The 18,498-nt window shown below is 44.0% G+C and carries 16 protein-coding genes and 2 pseudogenes; 10 read left to right on the top strand and 8 right to left on the bottom strand.

Going from position 1 to position 18,498, the window contains the following annotated elements:
• Positions 1–16 precede the first annotated feature (16 nt).
• From SVI_RS07345 to SVI_RS07305, 9 genes are all read left to right on the top strand, one after another.
• Complete coding sequence (locus tag SVI_RS07345) at positions 17–400, top strand: hypothetical protein (protein ID WP_041419772.1); 384 nt, start codon at positions 17–19, stop codon at positions 398–400.
• Positions 393–1,466, top strand: coding sequence for a polysaccharide biosynthesis/export family protein (locus SVI_RS07340; protein WP_049791043.1), 1,074 nt, complete (start codon positions 393–395; stop codon positions 1,464–1,466). The genes SVI_RS07345 and SVI_RS07340 overlap by 8 nt, the downstream gene beginning before the upstream one ends.
• Before the next feature lie 11 nt (positions 1,467–1,477).
• A complete protein-coding gene (locus SVI_RS07335; protein ID WP_013050835.1) occupies positions 1,478–1,789 on the top strand; it encodes a hypothetical protein in 312 nt (103 codons plus the stop codon).
• Positions 1,786–3,141, top strand: coding sequence for an O-antigen ligase family protein (locus SVI_RS07330; protein WP_013050834.1), 1,356 nt, complete (start codon positions 1,786–1,788; stop codon positions 3,139–3,141). Before SVI_RS07335 ends, SVI_RS07330 begins: the two co-directional genes overlap by 4 nt.
• Positions 3,113–3,517: a hypothetical protein gene (locus SVI_RS07325; RefSeq protein ID WP_013050833.1), complete on the top strand. Its 405-nt coding sequence runs from the start codon at positions 3,113–3,115 to the stop codon at positions 3,515–3,517. Before SVI_RS07330 ends, SVI_RS07325 begins: the two co-directional genes overlap by 29 nt.
• Positions 3,514–4,722, top strand: a complete 1,209-nt coding sequence (locus SVI_RS07320) for a glycosyltransferase family 4 protein (RefSeq protein WP_231847779.1) — start codon at positions 3,514–3,516, stop codon at positions 4,720–4,722. The genes SVI_RS07325 and SVI_RS07320 overlap by 4 nt, the downstream gene beginning before the upstream one ends.
• The gene (locus SVI_RS07315; protein WP_041419771.1) at positions 4,701–6,236 is read left to right on the top strand and encodes a lipopolysaccharide biosynthesis protein; all 1,536 of its coding nucleotides are present in this window, start codon (positions 4,701–4,703) and stop codon (positions 6,234–6,236) included. Before SVI_RS07320 ends, SVI_RS07315 begins: the two co-directional genes overlap by 22 nt.
• A gap of 85 nt (positions 6,237–6,321) precedes the next feature.
• The gene (locus tag SVI_RS07310) at positions 6,322–7,554 is read left to right on the top strand and encodes a glycosyltransferase family 4 protein (protein ID WP_013050830.1); all 1,233 of its coding nucleotides are present in this window, start codon (positions 6,322–6,324) and stop codon (positions 7,552–7,554) included.
• Positions 7,551–8,345 (top strand): OmpA family protein, encoded by a 795-nt coding sequence (locus tag SVI_RS07305; RefSeq protein WP_013050829.1) that lies wholly within the window; start codon positions 7,551–7,553, stop codon positions 8,343–8,345. The genes SVI_RS07310 and SVI_RS07305 overlap by 4 nt, the downstream gene beginning before the upstream one ends.
• A gap of 21 nt (positions 8,346–8,366) precedes the next feature.
• Here the strand turns inward: SVI_RS07305 and sstT are convergent, their stop codons facing one another.
• The 8 genes and pseudogenes from sstT to SVI_RS07275 all read right to left on the bottom strand — a co-directional run bounded on the left by sstT (position 8,367) and on the right by SVI_RS07275 (position 16,077).
• Positions 8,367–9,599 (bottom strand): serine/threonine transporter SstT, encoded by a 1,233-nt coding sequence (sstT, locus tag SVI_RS07300; RefSeq protein WP_013050828.1) that lies wholly within the window; start codon positions 9,597–9,599, stop codon positions 8,367–8,369.
• 188 nt (positions 9,600–9,787) lie between these two features.
• Positions 9,788–10,684, bottom strand: coding sequence for a chemotaxis protein CheV (locus SVI_RS07295; RefSeq protein WP_041419770.1), 897 nt, complete (start codon positions 10,682–10,684; stop codon positions 9,788–9,790).
• An 864-nt stretch (positions 10,685–11,548) separates the two neighbouring features.
• Positions 11,549–11,671, bottom strand: a pseudogene (locus tag SVI_RS21880) (protein phosphatase); the annotation flags it as partial.
• Between the two features lie 25 nt (positions 11,672–11,696).
• Positions 11,697–11,819: pseudogene (locus SVI_RS21405) on the bottom strand (protein phosphatase); the annotation flags it as partial.
• Positions 11,820–11,950: 131 nt separating this feature from the next.
• Positions 11,951–12,421 carry a dual specificity protein phosphatase family protein gene (locus SVI_RS07290; protein ID WP_013050826.1) on the bottom strand — a complete coding sequence of 157 codons (471 nt, stop codon included), beginning with the start codon at positions 12,419–12,421 and terminating at the stop codon, positions 11,951–11,953.
• Between the two features lie 113 nt (positions 12,422–12,534).
• Positions 12,535–13,830 (bottom strand): DEAD/DEAH box helicase, encoded by a 1,296-nt coding sequence (locus SVI_RS07285; RefSeq protein WP_013050825.1) that lies wholly within the window; start codon positions 13,828–13,830, stop codon positions 12,535–12,537.
• Between the two features lie 163 nt (positions 13,831–13,993).
• Complete coding sequence (locus SVI_RS07280) at positions 13,994–14,551, bottom strand: methylated-DNA--[protein]-cysteine S-methyltransferase (protein WP_408005166.1); 558 nt, start codon at positions 14,549–14,551, stop codon at positions 13,994–13,996.
• Positions 14,548–16,077, bottom strand: a complete 1,530-nt coding sequence (locus SVI_RS07275) for a DNA-3-methyladenine glycosylase 2 family protein (RefSeq protein WP_013050823.1) — start codon at positions 16,075–16,077, stop codon at positions 14,548–14,550. The genes SVI_RS07280 and SVI_RS07275 overlap by 4 nt, the downstream gene beginning before the upstream one ends.
• 168 nt (positions 16,078–16,245) lie before the next feature.
• Between SVI_RS07275 and SVI_RS07270 the strand changes: the two genes are divergently transcribed.
• Entirely contained in the window at positions 16,246–18,075 is a 1,830-nt protein-coding gene (locus tag SVI_RS07270) for an ABC transporter ATP-binding protein (RefSeq protein WP_013050822.1), read from the top strand.
• The last annotated feature ends 423 nt before the right edge of the window (positions 18,076–18,498 follow it).

Genomic DNA, 18,498 nt, shown 5'->3' with positions numbered 1-18,498 from the left:
GAAAGTGATGGTGTCGATGAAGCTGTGCTTAACCCGTTCATCTACGGACAAGAGAACCCAATGGCACCCCCTCACCATAGCTCATGGCATCGACCATGCTTACTTCGTATACGACCAAAAGATTTACTTAAACTACCTGGATAAAGCCGGTTTCAACATCACTCTCGACACCATATCCCAGAACTATGATGTGGTTATCTGGGAGCTGTTTCCTGCCCAGCGTCATTTACAACTCTACAGCGTGATCAACAACTCACCCGCGGCGATTATATTGATAGCAAAAAGTCTGTTCACACGAAAAGACAGCCTCAACCGGGTAACTAACTATTTGAACGAAAAGAATATAAAACCCATTGGGATCTTACTCAATCAAGTGCCTAAGGATATCTACCATGCATAACTTTATCCTGTTCAACAAAGCATTCGCACTGACTTTTTTATTATGCGGCTGTACCAGCCTGGGCCTGAGTAAACAGCCACCCCAGGAATTACCCATAGAGTTACCACAAATTGCAGACGTAGAAACCTTAGATGAGCCCCTGCATATTTCTCAACAGCGCATCAAGCATGAGTTGACTCAATTGCACCTTGTGAAGCCAGGTATCTATGAGATTTCAGCCGGGGATAAATTTAATATTTTTGTTTATGGCGAGCCTGATTTAGACACTGAAGTGGCGATAGTAAAACTCGATGGCAGTCTGACCTTTAAGCTTATCGGTGATGTTCAAATTGCAGGCAAAACCGTGCCACAGGCCACCGCCCTAATAGAGGAAAAATTACAGCGTTATATTAATTTTCCTAAGGTGACGCTGATGCCCTATGACATGCGCAGTGCATCCATCACTATCATAGGAAAAGTCTTTCACCCCGGCGTATATTTCTTCGATGGTTCACTTAAGGCCGCCGAAGCCATCGGCCTGGCTGGCGGCTTCTCCACCGGTGTGTTTGACGACAATACCATCGAATTGGCGGATCTTGAACACTCATACATCCAAAGGGGAGAAAAGCTATTACCCGTTAATTTATCAAAGCTTATTCATAAAGGTAACATGCATCACAATGTTCCCTTGATAGATGGTGATTACGTCTACATAGCTTCCTCCATGAATCAGGAGGTCTTTATCACAGGAGAAATCAATAAACCCAGTTATTACGGCTACAGTGAACACATGACCCTAGGGCGATTGGTATCGAGAGCCGAAGGCTTATTAGATAACGCTAACAGTCATATACTGGTTATCCGCGGCAATATCAAACATCCCCGAGTCTATAAGGTCAACATAGACAAGATTTTCCGAGGAGAAACTCGCGACTTTATGATCCAACCCAATGATTTGGTTTATGTGCCCAAGAGTATGATTGGCTCATGGAATGTATTACTCGCCCAGTTAATGCCAACTCTTGAAGCCGTCTTGGCCGGATTTTTGGTCGACCGAGGCTATCACCAATATCAAAAAATACACTAAGGTAAGCGGCCATGCATACGCTTAACTTGCTTATATTACCCCCAGAATATTCTGCTGATGACACCTACCAAAGTAACGCAGCAGATAAGCAAACTTGGGTTAAATTAACTCGCTTCCCCTTCGACAAAATATTACAGGCGATAACACCTGCCAATGTCATAGTTCAGGTCAGAAAATCTTTATATGCTAATCCCCTGCTACTAAGCACAAGTCCAACTGCTGATGACACCTGCCAAGGTAACAAGTCTGGTAAGCAAGCCTACACACATATCTTACTGGCGATGATAAATACCAAGCTCATCATACTGGGAGTATGGAGATGACTGAGTTTAAGTACCTCATCTTCTTTATGACCTTAATCGTAGGCGTGCCTCTGGGGTATCTGTGCTGCCTGCGCTCAAAATCCTGCGAAAAACTGGTGTTCTTTCTGGTGATATTCTTTACCTGCGACATGCTAGATATCAATTTCGTCTCCATAGAGACCTATCGCGGCACGACCAGAGGCTTTGAATTCGGCATGGTGGATATTTCCCTGTATATCCTGTTGGCTTTAGTGATTAAACGCCGGCATCGTTTACCCATCGACTGGTTTCCAATTGGCTCTACTCTCTACCTGCTGTATTTTTCTCTTAGCCTGTTATCCACCATTAATTCAGATATAGGTATCTATTCGTCCTTCGAAATTCTAAAAATGTGTCGTATGTATATCTACTTTTGGACCATAGCAAATTACTTGAGAAATGAGCAGCAGCTACACTGGCTTATGATCAATATCGGCATCATTATCTTCTACATTTTTCTCTCGGTAATGAAGCAGAAATACCTACTCGGAGTGTTCCAATGTACCGGTCCCTTCAGCCACCAAAACTCATTGGTGATGTATATTTCGATTTTCGGCGCCATGGCCCACGCCTATCTTCTCAATGTTGCCGGGAGCCGAAGTTGGCTGTGGTTCACTATTTTTGGCATGGCTTCTATCTGCATACTCGCCACCTTATCTCGTGCTGGATTAGCCCTATTTATTCTCAATAGCCTAATGGTATTTACCATCTCTATGATGAGTAAACAAAGTGATACTAAGGTCAGAAAACGCCACTTAATCTTACTCATCATCTTACCGATTGCCGGCACTCTGGTGTTAATCAAGGCTTCAGACACCATCATTGAACGGTTTATCTCGGCTCCGGTAGAATCTAAGCTATCCCGAGTTCAGCTCGCTAAAGCGGCGGTAAACATGGCCAACGATAAGGTCCTTGGCGTGGGGTTAAATAACTTTGCTCTTAAGATTAATCCACCCTATCCCTATTCGGCCCACATCCCTATGTATGACAAGGATGACCCCGATGAAACACATGGTCTGGTGGAAACGGTTTATCTTATGGTCGCAGCAGAAACAGGCTGGCTAAATCTCGCGGTTTTTATCACATTTTTACTCTTCTTCTATTTCAAAAATATCATTAACTATTTCCGCTTCAAAGGCTCTCAGAGTCGATTCATCTGCATAGCCTTGATTGCTGCACTGACCTGCATCTACCTGCAATCGACCTTAGAGTGGGTACTCAAACAGACCAATAACTTTTATCAGCTAATGTTGGTATTTGCAGTCATTGCCACCATGGACCGAATGACCCGAACAGGAGTGACCAATGGACAAGCCAAGCGAAAGAGATGCTAATTATTTTTATCAGCAACTCACTCCCAGTGTCGAATCCAGCTTATCTCGACAACAACGTCAGGAGTTCCTGCAAATATTAAATCGAGCCGTGTCTGTCCCCAGTAAAAAGCTACTATCACTCCAGCTTAGCTTTTGGTTATTTCGACATTTCTATCTGGTGGTGTACTGGGGAATCGATTCACGATCCAGAGAACGTAACTGTGCCATACCTATGGTCAGCGGTTTACTGGCCAACGGCACCATCATTCTTTCCAAAGGCTTATGTATCTTGCTAGCTGGTTTGATCACTTTCTGGGTGGCATACGAAATCAAATCCTTGCTTGGTATAGATCTATTTGAAAACTTTCATCTTTTAGATTTAATTAGGTCCATATGATGACAAAACTCAATATCCTAATTATCACTAATTTCTATCCCCCCTACCACATCGGCGGCTATGAACTGGCCTGCAGAGATACGGTGGAATACTTACTCAATAAAGGGCACCAGATAAAAGTATTAACGGGGAATAGAGGTGAAAACACTCACAATAGCGAGCACAATAAGAGTTATGTTCATCGGGAGCTGGGTTATATCGATTATGATAATCCAACTTATCGCCAACAGAGACAAGTTGAAACTGCTAACTACCAGATCTGCCAACAATACATTAATCAGCTATCACCTGACCTTATCTACCTCTGGAATCAGCAATATATCTCATTGGCTCCATCATTGGCCAGCCAACACAGTGGTATTGCCAAACTCTATGAAGTCGGTGACTTTTGGCCCGCGGCTTATATTCGACCAGGCTTTATCAATGCCCTCAAACGTAAGCTGAAATCTTGGCTCCCTGGCCTGATTGGCGGACAATTTGATTTCGGCCCTTGTATCGCTTGCTCCCACTGGTTTGGAAAGGCCATCCAAGAGCAACTCGATGCCAGGGATGTGCAAGTAATACACAATGGTACTAAACTGAATTCTGAGCTAGGTGCTGAGCTTATAAGCCCCAAAAAACCACTGACATCTTTCCTGTTTTGCGGACGTTTATGTCAAATAAAGGGAATTGAACAATGCCTGCAGGCATTTTTTTTATTGTTAGCTAAGATGCCAAACAGACACCTTAGCTTAACCTGTATCGGCCCGATAGATCCTGAGTACAAACAGTTTATGATTCAGGAAATCCATCGATTACACCTGAATAAACAGGTGCAGATATTAGCTCCCACAGACGACATGCACAGTGTTTATCAACAACACCATGTGTTATTGATGCCTACTTTAATGCCCGAGCCTTTTGGTCTGGTCATCATAGAAGCTATGGCTAATGGTTTAGCCGTCATCGCCAGTGACCGCTATGGGCCTGCCGAAATAATTAATCAGCAAAAACTGGGGATACTCATCAACCCATATGATCCCCAAGCCATAGCGAACGCCATGGCACAACTCATCGAGGACCCGGCCCGTTATGACGAAATAACTCAAGCTGGCTATCACCATGTCGACGCCCATTTTAGGCTAGAGAGTGTTAAGGCGAGAGTGGAACAAGCTCTACTCCACACGGTAAAGGAGCACGCACTATGTCTCGCTCCAAACAAATAATTAAGTTAACCATCTCAAACTACTTGGCCACTATCATCAAGTTTGTGGTGATGATCTACCTGACCCGGGAGATGTTTCTGCTGTTACCCAAGGAGTCCTATGGATTCTGGGCCTTACTCTGGTCAATATTTGGTTACTCTGTGCTGCTGGATCTAGGCTTTGGCATCGCATTACAGAAGAAGACCAGTGAAGTTTTAGAGCATCAGGACTGGGATAGCTATAACCGCACGGCATCCACATTATTTGGTACTTATTTCTTATTAGGCTTTGTCATCGTGTTACTTACCTGTCTCAGTGCCCCATTTCTTCATGTGATTTTTGTGTTTGAGCCGGATCAACAAGTCTTATATACCCAATGTTTTTTGTTTTTTGGCATAGGTACCGGATTGCTCTTTCCTTTCGGCATATTTATGGAAGTGTTACGCGGCGCCCTATGTATTCAGGTGCGAAATCGTATAGAGGTTCTCAGAGACATAGCAAACTGTATAGCCCTAGTGATAGCCCTCAGAGTGAATGCTGATATACGAGTGCTGGCCGTTATTGCCGTCACCAGTCAATGCTTGGCGAATATTGCCATGTATATCGCCACTAAGCGCGCTTTACCGCTTCTGCGTCTCTCCTGGCGTTTATACAGCCCGAAAAAGATGGTTGAATTGATGAGCTTCTCGCTCTGCGCTTATGTGATCACCATTAGCAATCTGATTGTTTTCAGAACCGACCAAATTGTAATATCAGCCTTAGCTGGAGTCGGCTTGGTGGCTTATTACCACGTGACTACCCGCTTAGCCGAGATATTCCGCTTACTCTGCTCCCAGATCCATGACCTGCTTGCCCCTATGTCTTCGAGGTTAAACGCACAACAAGATAAACAGGCATTGAGGCAACTCTTGCTGGGTAGCCAACGCTTCGTCTGTCTTATCGTAGTACTACTCATAGTGCCTTCATTGTTTTTTGTCGAAGATCTGCTGCGGATCTGGCTCGAACTTGATAACCAGCAAACCCTTTGGTGTGCCCGGATCCTATTGATTAATATTGCCATCCAGGTAATTTACCGCAATACCACCAATCAAATCTTACTCATGTGTGGCTATCAAAAACCGTTAATGTGGATAGGCGTGGTTGAGTGTATTGCAAACCTGATATTAAGCTGCCTCTTGATACAGACACTTGGCATCTTAGGGGTCGCTCTGGGTACCTTAATTCCCAATCTAGTGTTAGCCATCTTCGTCAGTATTCCCATGGCAAGTAAATTTACTCAAACATCCAAGTGGCAAGCCTACAAACCACTCCTAATCACAGGCCTTACTATTGGCCTACCATTCGCCTCTGGATTGCTATTGCTTGAGCAAGTGTCACAGGGATATAACTCACTGCTGCAGATCCTTGCTATTAGTGTGCTCAGCGTGATCCCGGCACTATTTTCAGCCTACCATTTTTATCTATCCGCCAGTGAGCGCCATCATTTAAAGCACCTTTTAAAGTCGATAAAACACAACAGGCAACTGAAACTGTAAAAAGAGCCATTAGATGACTAGTATTTAGTATCTAACAAGCTGTTAGATAAGTGATATTTAACATAGAGTTTTTGGGAGAAGGGATATGACTAAAGAGACCATTATCAATATACCCCGCAGATTTGTAAAAGATGAATGGGGCGGCACAGAAACTGTGATAACTGAAACCGCACATTGGCTCAAGGCTAGTGGCTATCAGCTTGAAAATGTAACCACTTTGGCATTATCCGACAATAAACAAGAATGTATTTTCGGCATTCCGGTCAAACGTTTTGACTATAGCTACACTCGTTTGGGGCTATCAAAGAAGCATCGACTCTTGCTCGACAAGCGTGGTGGAAACATGTTCTCACTCCCCTTGTTTTTTTACCTTCTCTTCAGTAAAAATATCCGCGTTATCCACCTACATACCATGGGCCGACTGGGAGCCTTGGCGCGCATAGCTGCACGGATAAAAGGTATCCCCTACGTCGTCAGCATTCATGGCGGATATTTAGCCCTGCCCAAAGAGCAACTTGACGATATGATGCAGCCCCTAAAAGGCAGTTTTAACTGGGGTAAACCCTTCGACCTCTTAGTACAAAGCACTAAGGTGATCGAAGGCGCAGATGCGGTTATTTGCGTTGGAGAAAATGAACGGGAAAAGATAGCGAAGAAATATCCCCAAAAAAAGGTGGTCTATCTGCCCAATGGCGTCGATCAGCAAAGATTTTCCTCCGGTGACGCATCCGCATTTATCAGCAAATACAATTTCATGGAAACCGACAAGATAATCTTGTGCGTCAGTAGCTTCACCCCGCAAAAAAACCAGATCACATTACTTAAGGCGTTCACCAAAGCACACCAGCACTCTCCCCAATTAAAACTGGTTTTCATTGGGGTTATCTATGATCGAGACTACTTTGAGCGTCTGCAGAGGTTAACCAAGGAGCAAGGGCTAGAGCAAGCAGTCAGCTTTATCACCAATGTTAAATTTGATGACCCTAGTTTAGCCAATGCCTATGCCGCCGCCGAACTGTTTGTATTACCTAGCCTCTATGAACCCTTCGGCATTGTGATACTAGAGGCTTGGGCATCTGGCACACCGGCCCTTTGTGGCAATGTAGGAGGCTTGCCTTCCTTCGTAAAAGATGGTGAAAACGGGCTGTTTTTTGACGTCGAGTCTGAGGACTGTCTTCACCAGAAAATGAACCAGATCTTACAAGACAAGGAACTCTATCACTACATCCAAAAACGTGCCCTAAAAGCGGTCAAAAACTATTCATGGCAAGCCATCACTAAGCGTCTAACTAGACTTTATGATGAAATAGCATCATGAAATATCAGCCAATACTCATGGTGATACTCATGCTAGTTACAGCCTGTGGCTCAATAGGTTCTAGAGAGGTTCCCAAAGGCAGCGAAAGCAAACTGCTCACCATAGAGACCAAACCAACCAAGGCAGCCATTTACAAAGATGGTCGTTATATTGGTAATTCCCCCCTACGAGTCTGGCTTTGGCACGGCGCCCCTACCAGCAATCAGATAATCGCGGTGCCATTGTACAAACATCAGTTCGTCCAGCTTCAGAGCCTACGCATCCCGACCATACCTACTAGGCTGACCTTCTATATGACTGAACCAAGTGCCCATGAATATGATTTTTCAGCTAAATCGACACAGAGCAAACCAGAGCTGCAGCCGAGTCCCTATTTAAAACGCTTACAGCTATTTTTCGACTTAGACCAAGATCAACTAAACATCAGTGAAACACAGCGCCTAACTGTTTGGTTAAGCCAGTTCAAGTCAAATCCTGACAGGATAGAGCTACACGCTTATGCCGATGAAACTGGCTCCCAGGAATACAATAAATCCTTGAGCCATCGCCGATCACAGGCCATTAGCCAATGTTTACAGCGCTTAGCTATCAAGCCTAAAGAATTACTGGTGATTTATCACGGCGAGCGGGTGTCTTTTAGTCAGGCACAACAATTACCTAGGCAAAGGGATCGCCTGGTTGAGCTACTGGTTTTCTATCAAGAGAATGATATTAACCATGCTAGCGAAAATAATACCGACGATAACAAAAAAGCTCCCGGGTTGGTGAACCCGGGAGCTTTCGATAATTAAACTTCAATCTGATTGAACAGATTATTCAGCCAATTTTTTCTGTTTCATGTCGGCAGCTTCACAAGCTGCAGCGGTGAAGATCACATCGGTAGAGCTATTCAAGCCCGTCTCTGCAGAATCCTGAATAACACCGATTATAAAGCCTACTGCAACGACCTGCATGGCCACATCATTGGAAATACCAAATAGGCTACACGCCAATGGAATAAGCAGTAAAGAGCCGCCAGCCACACCGGATGCCCCACAGGCTGAAACCGCTGCTACCACACTCAAAAGAATGGCAGTCAATATATCAACCTGAATACCCATGGTATGAACCGCTGCTAAGGTTAGTACTGTGATAGTAATAGCAGCGCCGCCCATGTTGATGGTGGCACCTAAGGGAATTGATACTGAGTAAGTATCTTCATGGAGCTTTAACTTCTCACACAGCGCCATGTTAACCGGAATGTTGGCCGCACTGGAACGGGTGAAAAAGGCGGTAACACCACTCTCTCGTAAGCAAGTCAGTACTAGCGGATATGGGTTACGACGGATCTTGATAAACACTATGATGGGGTTAACCACCAATGCGATAATCGCCATAGAGCCAAGTAATACTGCTAACAACTGGGCATAACCAGCCATCGCAGATAATCCTGTTTCAGCAAATGTCGCCGCTACCAGTCCAAAAATACCGATAGGAGCTAAGCGAATGATGAAACGTACCATCTCGGAGATACCATGGCTCACATCGGCAAAGACTTGCTTAGTCGAATCACTGGCGTGATGCAGTGCTAGGCCAAGACCTACGCCCCAGGCCAAGATACCGATGTAATTTCCTGTGATTAAAGCATTGACTGGGTTATCTACAACCTTAAACAGCAGAGTATGGATAACCTCACCAATACCTTCAGGTGGGGTCGCACCCTGAACACCCGCGGCCAACACAAGTGTCGTTGGAAAAGCGAAGCTCATAAATACGGCCGTAAGTGCAGCGGTAAACGTACCCAAAAGATACAAAACCACAATGGGTTTCATATTCGTTTTAGCATTTTTCTTCTGGTTGGCAATAGAAGCTGCCACTAAAATAAAGACTAAGATTGGTGCGATAGCTTTCAATGCACCGACGAAGAGACCACCTAAAAAGGCGACACTATGGGCGGCACTTTCTGAGAATGTCGCCACTAAAATACCGGCGATAATTCCAAATAAAATTTGCAGCACTAAGCTGCCGTTAACAATTCTAGCTAACAGAGAGCGATTTTCTTTCATTGGTAGACCTGTCTATTATTATATTTTATTGCTTATGCACAATCAGGGCGCATAGATTTAACAAACCTTAACCTTACCTGATTGCTCTTCCTTCCCGAGGGTTGTATCTAAACGGCCATCTCATGTCTAGTAATACAGTATAAACCGACGACTATATTACCCTATGGCAGCATAATAATAACAGAACACTATACATTAGCATTTTGTTGTTCAGCGCCTCGTAGCATGGCACTTATCAACTCATGGGCATCAAATTTTGTTAAGGCTTCGTTAGCACCAACTTGATGAGCTTGGCTCACACTAATTTCGCTGGACAATGAAGTGTGCAGTATGATGTAGGCTTGAGCTAAAGCTGGCGTATTTTTCACTTCAAATGCCAGCTCATATCCATCTAAACCAGGCATCTCAATATCACTCACTAACAGCTGTATTGGCTTACCATCATTCGCGGCCTGCTCCATGATAGCTAAGGCATCTCGCCCATCAGACGTTACCTGATAGGGAATATTGATACTGTCGAGTGCATCGGATAATTGTTTACGCGCAACATGAGAGTCATCAACCAACAAGATATTGAGAGGCTTAAGCTTCTCACGTTGAACATCGGTTAAAATGGCTCGAGTAGTTTCTGGGCTAGCAGGAAATACTTTAGAAAGCAGTAGCTCGACATCGAGTAATTGAACTAACTGATTGTCGAACTTAGTCACCCCAGTTAAATAAGCATTTTTGCCTAAGTTATTTGGAGGAGACTCGATATCTCGCCAATTACATTCAATGATCTTATCTATGCCGCGTACGAGAAAACCTATGACCATACGCTGACAGTCAGTGATAATAATATAACTTTTCGACAATTCCTCTTGGGTTATGGGGGCGTAACCAACAGCGGACGCCATATCGATAACCGGTATGGTATTTCCTCTGATAGTAGCAGCACCCATGATAGTTGGATGAGAGTGAGGAATTGCACTCAGGGGTGTATAGGGGACAAGTTCGCGGATTTTAAGTGTACCAAGCGCAAAAAGTTGTGTCTGTGATAGACGAAAAAGCAATAAGCCTTGTGATTGACTGGCTTTACTCTTCATTAGCATACCGAATTGAAAATAAATTTATGGATTAAGTCTAATCTATCATAGTGTAAAAGGGATGGCACCAAGCAAAATCCCCCCATAAAGCTGAGATTCGAAGGAAAACACTGTTATCAAGCCCCTATTTCGCAGAAAACACGTCATGGGTTCGCCGTGACGATAAGCTCCTCAGTCTCAATGGAGCCTTTTGGCTATTACACCGGATTGGCTAGCCTGAATAATATTCCAGATAACTACCATATAACTACCAGATAACTATCAGAGTCCGCATTACTCAAAATTCATTATGGTGATCGGTACTCCTATTGTCAGGCCTGATTAAGACTGACCTAGAAATATAGCCATCTAATTCGATAATCCGCTTGATAACGCCTGCTTGAAGGGCTTAGATTTGAAGGGCTTGTATAGGAGGTGTGACACATATTGAATGTGAAATCGTCTATAGAATAAGACTATAGAATTAAGACTATAATTTACTTTTTATCGACTAACTCTAGAGCGCAACGACTGACAGGCAACAAGCAGACAACAGAAAATAACACTGATACTAGCCTCAATAGGGTATATCTCAGACAATCCTAGTTCCTGTAGCTCTACTCACAGGTTTATTATTTAATCCTGTAATGCATAGAGCACATCCAAGATAAACTGAGCCCAATACCTCTGCACTAAAGGCGATATCTCTGATGACATGTAAGAGAGCTACGCCCTTCTGTCTTTTCCGGCTGATTTATTATTTAATCCTGTAATGCATAGAGCACATCCAAGATAAACTAAGTCCATACTTCTGCGCTAAAGGCGATATCTCTGATGACATGTAAGAGAGCTACGCCCTTCTGTCTTTTCCGGCTGATTTATTATTTAATCCTGTAATGCATAAAGCACATCAAAGGCAAATTGTTCCCATCCCTCTGCGCTAAAGGCGATATCTCTGACGGCAGCAACCTGACTCAGATTAACAACATGTAAGGGAGCGGCACAGTTCTGTCTTTTCCGGCTGATTTATTACTTAATCCTGTAATGCATAAAGCACATCAAAGGCAAATTGATCCCACCCCTCTGCGCTAAAGGCGATATCTCTGACGGCACCAACCTGACTCAGATTAACAACATGTAAGGGAGCGGCACCGTTTTACTTAATCCTGTAATGCATAGAGCACATCAAAGGCAAACTGATCCCATCCCTCTGCGCTCAAGGCGATATCTCTGACGGCACCAACCTGACTCAGATTAACAACATGTAAGGGAGCGGCACCCTTTTACTTAATCCTGTAATGCATAGAGCACATCGAAGGCAAATTGATCCCATCCCTCTGCGCTAAAGGCGATATCTCTGACGGCACGAACCTGACTGACGGCATGTAAGGGAGCTGCACCGTTTTCCATCAAGTAATAAGCCATAATCAACGCCGTTCTGTCTTTTCCAGAACGACAATGAATTAATACAGGGAGGTTTTTTTCTTCGCAGTCACGAATGAAGGTTAACGCCTTAGGTAGTTGCTCAACACACAGAGCCAAATCTTCTTCCTTTGGAGGGATGTTGCTTGAAAATGGAATACAAGCATAAGATAAGTCAGCGTCGATAAAAGCTTGGGGGTCACATTCTTCTCCGCCATTAACAGACAGGACAGCACCAATACCCGAACTCTTTATTTCCTTTAAATCCCAAGCTTCCTTGTTAGGCCCACTGCGTCCAGCAATTTTGTCTTCAATTAACCAAAATAGATGCTGCATAACCTTTATACCACTCTTATTTATATTGGAATAAACGGTACTTATGCTAAAAAAATCATAGCAGTAACCAGTACCGTCAAATATATAATTATATTAGCTAGCCATTAACACGGCTATTTCTTGGTCCAGAATTCGGTATTCGCTTTAGGCAACTTCTTACGTTTTTTCTTACCCATTCCCTCGGGAGCAGCCATAGATTTAATCTCTCTTGAAGGACAATCTAAGGGCGCCTCATCATCGGCTTCGAAACCTTCGACTTGTTCACGGTCTAACTTGATTTTATTTTTCTTCTCGATGAGCTTAAAATGCTGATATTCATCATGAGATATGAGTGACAAGGCCAAGCCTGCTTCACCTGCACGACCACTCCGGCCAATACGATGCATATAGTCAACTGGGCTTCTGGGCAGCTCATAGTTAATGACCACAGGTAATTTTTCGATATCTATGCCTCGAGCAGCGATATCGGTGGCGATTAACACATGAGTCTCACCATTTTTAAACGCCTCTAGTACCTTAGTTCTTGCACCCTGAGACTTATCACTGTGAAATATTTGCGCCGCAATCCCAGCCTTGGCCAACTTCTGCTCAAGACGATTACAGGTGTTTTTTGCACTGGCAAACACTAACACCTGACGCCAGTTATTCTCTTTAATCAGGTGGGCCAACAGGGCTGTCTTACGAGTACGATTAACCGTATAGACCTGTTGTTTAAGTGTAGATTGCTCTTCACTCTGAATTTGAATTTCGACCGGCGACGATAATAACTTATCGGTAAGGGTTTTAACCTCTTCGGGAAATGTAGCTGAAAACAGCAAGGTCTGCTTATGCTTAGGCAGCAAGGCAAGCACTTGATTTAACTCTTCGGTGAAACCTAGGCTCAACATGCGATCGGCTTCATCAAGCACTAATGTTTTCACATCATCAAGCTTAATGGCGTTACTCGAAATAAGATCGAGTAATCGACCAGGAGTCGCAACCAGAACATCAGCGCCCCCTCTCATGGCTAACATTTGGGTATTAGCCGACACGCCACCAAATACAGCCTCTATTTTCAATCTTGGCTTAATCAATTGTCCGTAGCTCTTAAAGCTATCAGCAACCTGTTGAGCAAGTTCTCGGGTCGGCACTAAAACAAGTCCACAGACTTGATTTCCTTTAGAAACCTTAGCGCTACTTTTCGCTAGTTTCTGCAGCATAGGCAAAGCAAAAGCTGCTGTTTTACCTGAGCCTGTAATAGCGCCAGCCAGTAGATCTCTACCCAATAAAACGGCTGGAATCGCTTTCCCTTGGACTAAAGTGGGATTGAGATACTCGAGTAAGGTTAAACGTTTTAGCAGTTCCGGGATTAACCCAAGTTGTTCGAAGGTCGTTTCAGGCTTAGCTTGTGAAGAGAGTTCTTGGGTCATAAGGATGGACAGATCCGTAAAAAGAGGACAATATTAAATATGGCCCATATTCTACGCTAGATCAGCAGGGAAAGCTTTTATTTTGATTTTAACCCTTGAGGTCTTTTACCCCTAAGACCTATGAGGCCATCCAGAGCAGAAGAAAACTCAAATAAACGGGTCATTAAACCAGCTTAAAGTCTGTACAGCGTTCCAATTTAAGCAGAGATTTTTTCATCTCGAGACCATAGGCATAACCGGTTAAACTGCCATCCTTTCCAATCACTCTATGGCATGGGATGATGATGGCAATAGAGTTAGCGCCATTCGCCGCCCCGACCGCTCTCACGGCCTTAGGCCTGTTTATCTGGTTAGCAATATCGGCATAACAACAAGTAGTACCGTAATCGAGTGCTAACAAGGCTTGCCACACGGCTTTTTGAAACTCGGTCCCCTTAGGTGCTAAAGGAACCGAAAAGTGCTGTCGCTGGCCGGCAAAGTACTCCTTTAGCTCACGTTCAGCCTGTATTAAATAAGTAGAAGCTTGTTGATTTAACTCTGTCGACTCACTCATCTCCAGCTTAGCTGCAACTAAACTTAAATGTGATAAACCAAATTGATTGGCCTTAATATAAATCTCCCCTAGCTGAGTCGTCACGGTTTTAGCCATAATGGTATCTGAGGTAATTGGCGAGCCTTTATCTATATCGACAAATCCTGCAACATCCGTTAATTGCTTCATGCTAGGTTCCATAATTGAAACGTTAAGTAACTTCCCCAGGGTGAAGCTTGCTCGGTGAGCATATCTGTTAGCTGACTATACTCTACTCGGGTTAACGTCTTTGTTTGCTTATCATGGGGAACGGGGTCTACGCCTTGTTGATACAGAGATAATACCTTTTTCTTAACCACTAGATCGGAACACAATAAGATATCAGGATCGCTTAGGCCGCGCATCTTGGCATAGGCTAACGTCCATGGACCTATGCCTTTAATAGATAGCCAGTCATCGACAGCACCGTCAGGATGCTCACTGACAAATAATCCCAGAGCTTTCAGTGCTGCTTTCCGCGCTCCCGGCATTTTAAGCTCATCCAGAGACGCTGCAGCAATGACTTCAGGCCTAGGGAAAAGTATCATTTTCTTACCGGAAATCGTGACATTTTCACCATAAGCTTTAACCAGTGTATTTAACAGTGCGCTAGCTTGAATGATGCTCACCTGCTGACCGAGAACGGCACGGCAGCCCGCTTCAAAAACAGACCAAGTGCCAGGTAACCTTAGGCCGCTAATCATACCTTGGGTCATGATGGCGGTCGCGCCTATAAGGTTTTCAATCTTATCAATATCAGCATCCAAATCTAGCAATCTACGGATTTGCATGGTGATATCTTTTAAACTGGCAAGATGGTCACTCGAAGCCAGATAAATATTGATCTTAAAGCCATTTTTGTCTACTAGATGGTTTACCTCGAAATATCCTTTCGCCTCACCCAACTGGAAGCTTCTTCCATAACCCTCACCACCGAGATCCCACTCCATTTTGTCAACCATACGCAGCCGATAAAAAGCCAACTGACGAGCCCAATTCAAAGGCGGCCTGTAGGAAAAAAACAGAGATAGCATCACACCTTGGGTTATCAGTTCAGGCTTATCAGTCCCCTTTCCAACTTGAGTCTTCTTCTGAGTCGTTTTTCTAAGGGCGGTAGGCGTGAGTCTTAACGTTTGTTTAAATGATTCATTGAATCGCCTGACACTGTTAAATCCTGATGCAAACGCAACTTGAGTGACGCTTAAATTTGTCTGATGTAGCAGCTGTTTAGCGAACATTAAATCACGAAATTGAGCATACTTTTTAGGAGACGTACCAAAATTGTCACTAAAGACCTGCCTGAGATAACGGCTAGAAATGCCCAACCTAGCCGATAGGGCCTCTATGTCTATAGCATCATTTCCAGAGAGCACACCAGCTTCTATCAAGGTAAGTGCTCGCTCTAACGTCGTGCGAGTACCTTTCCAGGCACTAGAGTTTGGGGCACTGTCAGGGCGACAACGAAGACACGGCCTTAGCCCTGCTAAGGATGCACTAACCGCTGAATCAAAATAACGAACATTCTCCTCCTTCGGAGCCACTGCAGGACAAATTGGTCGACAAAAAATACCGGTAGTAAGAACCCCGATAAAAAATTTGCCGTCGAATCGCGGATCCCGGGACAACCTGGCTTTTCTACAAGATTCATTGGATAACTTAGACATAAGCTTCGACATATTCGTGCTAACTATAAGAGTAAATCCTTATAAGCACTTTACTGAATATTTGGGCCGTGAACTAGCGGAAAACGGAACTGAATACAAAAAAGGCAAAGTGAAGTCAAAGTGATCGATTTGAGATATGCTAGCGACAGATATAAATAATTCATTATGGTTGAGTAACAGATGTTTAAACGATTCGAGTCATGGGTTGACCCTCTCCCCGCTGCGGAGCCCGAGCAGCCTCCTCAAGGGATATATGCATTTTGCCGTCATTACACCAAAGGATTTGAACGCCCGCTGATATTAATGTCCATCATTACTGCCATTCTAGCCATATTAGAGGTCTCATTATTCGGCTTCATGGGCCAGCTTGTCGACTTATTGATAGCCAATGACCCTGATACCTTGTTTGAAAATGAAGGCATCAAGCTGATCGGCATGACGGTATTAGTCTTAGTGGTGATCCCCTCGTTAGTCCTGTTACATGCACTCATTGTTTATCAAGGACTCCTGGGGAACTACCCCATGTCCATCAGATGGTTAGCCCATAGATATTTACTAAAACAGAGTGTTTCTTTCTATCAAAATGATTTTGCGGGTCGTATCGCCACTAAGGTGATGCAAACGTCTTTAGCAGTCAGAGAAACCGTGACTAAACTTTTGGATGTACTTGTGTACATCTTAGTTTATTTCACCTCTATGCTGGTTATGATAGCCAATGCAGATCTACGATTAATGCTACCTATGTTGATCTGGTTAGGCTTGTATATCGGCCTGCAGTTCCGATTTTTACCTCGATTGAAGCAAGTATCCACCGAACAGGCCGATGCTCGTTCAAATATGACTGGTCGCCTCGTCGACAGCTATACCAATATCACCACAGTGAAACTGTTTTCCCACACCCAGAAAGAAGCCGAATACGCCAAAGGCAGCATGCAGACGTTTCTGGATACCGTGTATAGACAGATGCGACTCGTTACAGGTATCAATGTCAGTGTGCAGATCATCAACTACCTGCTCGCATTTGCCATAGCAGCCGTGTCAATCTGGTTATGGACAACGAGTGCTATTACAGTAGGCGCTATTGCCATAGCCATTAGCCTAGCCTTAAGGTTGAATGGCATGTCCCAGTGGATCATGTGGGAAATAAGTTCCTTGTTCGAGAATATAGGCACAGTTACCGACGGTATGAACACCTTGTCACAGCCGACCGAGATTCAAGATTTAAAAGATGCACCAAAAATCAGTGTTGAAAAAGGCGCCATCGACTTCACCGAAGTCAGCTTTCACTATGGTGAGAATAGCGGTGTCATCGAAAAACTAAACTTAAAGATTAAAGCCGGTGAGAAAGTTGGGCTAGTGGGTCGCTCTGGCGCTGGAAAATCAACATTAGTCAACCTCTTGATGCGCTTCTACGATGTTGAAAAAGGCACTATCGAAATCGACAAACAGAATATTAAACATGTTCAACAAGACTCTCTGCGCGCCAACATAGGCATGGTCACCCAAGATACGTCATTGCTACACAGATCTATTCGAGAAAATATTCTCTATGGAAAGCCTGATGCCAGTGAAGAGGAACTAAAGAGTGCAATAAAAAGTGCACAAGCCTATGACTTCATCCAAAGCCTGACGGATGCAGAAGGGAATTTAGGCCTAGATGCTCAAGTGGGTGAACGAGGTGTCAAACTCTCAGGCGGACAGAGACAACGCATCGCCATCGCAAGAGTGCTTCTCAAGAATGCACCTATCTTGCTACTGGATGAGGCAACATCGGCACTAGACTCGGAAGTAGAAGCCGCGATACAAGAAAGCTTATACCAGCTTATGGAGGGAAAGACTGTGATAGCCATTGCCCATAGACTATCCACCATAGCTGCAATGGATAGATTAATTGTCTTAGATGAAGGTAATATTGTTGAGGAAGGCACCCATCAAGAACTGATAAACGCTGGCGGTATATATGCCCAACTATGGGCGCATCAGACTGGTGGCTTCTTAGGCCTAGATTAATTACTTTCCGTAATTAGAAGATGAAAGCCATCATTGAGATGGCTTTTTTTATGCTTTGGATTTCGTAGATTCAAGATGGGCTAATGCCTGGCGGCATATATCTCTGCACATTGAGCAGAATGTAAACTAGTGACATAGATACTATCGATTGCAACTATGATTGAAACTATGATTAAAACTAGATGATATTCTCGACTCAGGCACCCAGCCTACCCCACCTATACCGTTTGATATTAGGCGCCACCTAACTCATATAGCGAAAACATGAACCCTAGCTTTATCAATGCTTAGCTTGCTGCTTAATTCACTTGAAGGACGCTTGTACACAAAAGGAAATAGCAATCCCAGTAAGAAGCGCTTACACCGAATAAATCATGAAAATCAGATACAAAAAAACCACCTTTCGGTGGTTTAGATGTTTGT

The organism is Shewanella violacea DSS12, assembly GCF_000091325.1.
GTDB classification, from domain to species: domain Bacteria; phylum Pseudomonadota; class Gammaproteobacteria; order Enterobacterales; family Shewanellaceae; genus Shewanella; species Shewanella violacea.
Note: the sequence above shows the minus strand (reverse complement) of the source record. Positions and strands in the feature narration are given on the sequence as shown.

Bases quoted from the DNA above. Each gene is read 5' to 3' on its own strand.
- SVI_RS07345 (WP_041419772.1), top strand. From the start codon at position 17: ATGAAGCTGTGCTTAACCCGTTCATCTACGGACAAGAGAACCCAATGG.
- SVI_RS07340 (WP_049791043.1), top strand. From the start codon at position 393: ATGCATAACTTTATCCTGTTCAACAAAGCATTCGCACTGACTTTTTTA.
- SVI_RS07335 (WP_013050835.1), top strand. From the start codon at position 1,478: ATGCATACGCTTAACTTGCTTATATTACCCCCAGAATATTCTGCTGAT.
- SVI_RS07330 (WP_013050834.1), top strand. From the start codon at position 1,786: ATGACTGAGTTTAAGTACCTCATCTTCTTTATGACCTTAATCGTAGGC.
- SVI_RS07325 (WP_013050833.1), top strand. From the start codon at position 3,113: ATGGACAAGCCAAGCGAAAGAGATGCTAATTATTTTTATCAGCAACTC.
- SVI_RS07320 (WP_231847779.1), top strand. From the start codon at position 3,514: ATGATGACAAAACTCAATATCCTAATTATCACTAATTTCTATCCCCCC.
- SVI_RS07315 (WP_041419771.1), top strand. From the start codon at position 4,701: ATGTCTCGCTCCAAACAAATAATTAAGTTAACCATCTCAAACTACTTG.
- SVI_RS07310 (WP_013050830.1), top strand. From the start codon at position 6,322: ATGACTAAAGAGACCATTATCAATATACCCCGCAGATTTGTAAAAGAT.
- SVI_RS07305 (WP_013050829.1), top strand. From the start codon at position 7,551: ATGAAATATCAGCCAATACTCATGGTGATACTCATGCTAGTTACAGCC.
- sstT (WP_013050828.1), bottom strand. From the start codon at position 9,599: ATGAAAGAAAATCGCTCTCTGTTAGCTAGAATTGTTAACGGCAGCTTA.
- SVI_RS07295 (WP_041419770.1), bottom strand. From the start codon at position 10,684: ATGAAGAGTAAAGCCAGTCAATCACAAGGCTTATTGCTTTTTCGTCTA.
- SVI_RS07290 (WP_013050826.1), bottom strand. From the start codon at position 12,421: ATGCAGCATCTATTTTGGTTAATTGAAGACAAAATTGCTGGACGCAGT.
- SVI_RS07285 (WP_013050825.1), bottom strand. From the start codon at position 13,830: ATGACCCAAGAACTCTCTTCACAAGCTAAGCCTGAAACGACCTTCGAA.
- SVI_RS07280 (WP_408005166.1), bottom strand. From the start codon at position 14,551: ATGAAGCAATTAACGGATGTTGCAGGATTTGTCGATATAGATAAAGGC.
- SVI_RS07275 (WP_013050823.1), bottom strand. From the start codon at position 16,077: ATGTCGAAGCTTATGTCTAAGTTATCCAATGAATCTTGTAGAAAAGCC.
- SVI_RS07270 (WP_013050822.1), top strand. From the start codon at position 16,246: ATGTTTAAACGATTCGAGTCATGGGTTGACCCTCTCCCCGCTGCGGAG.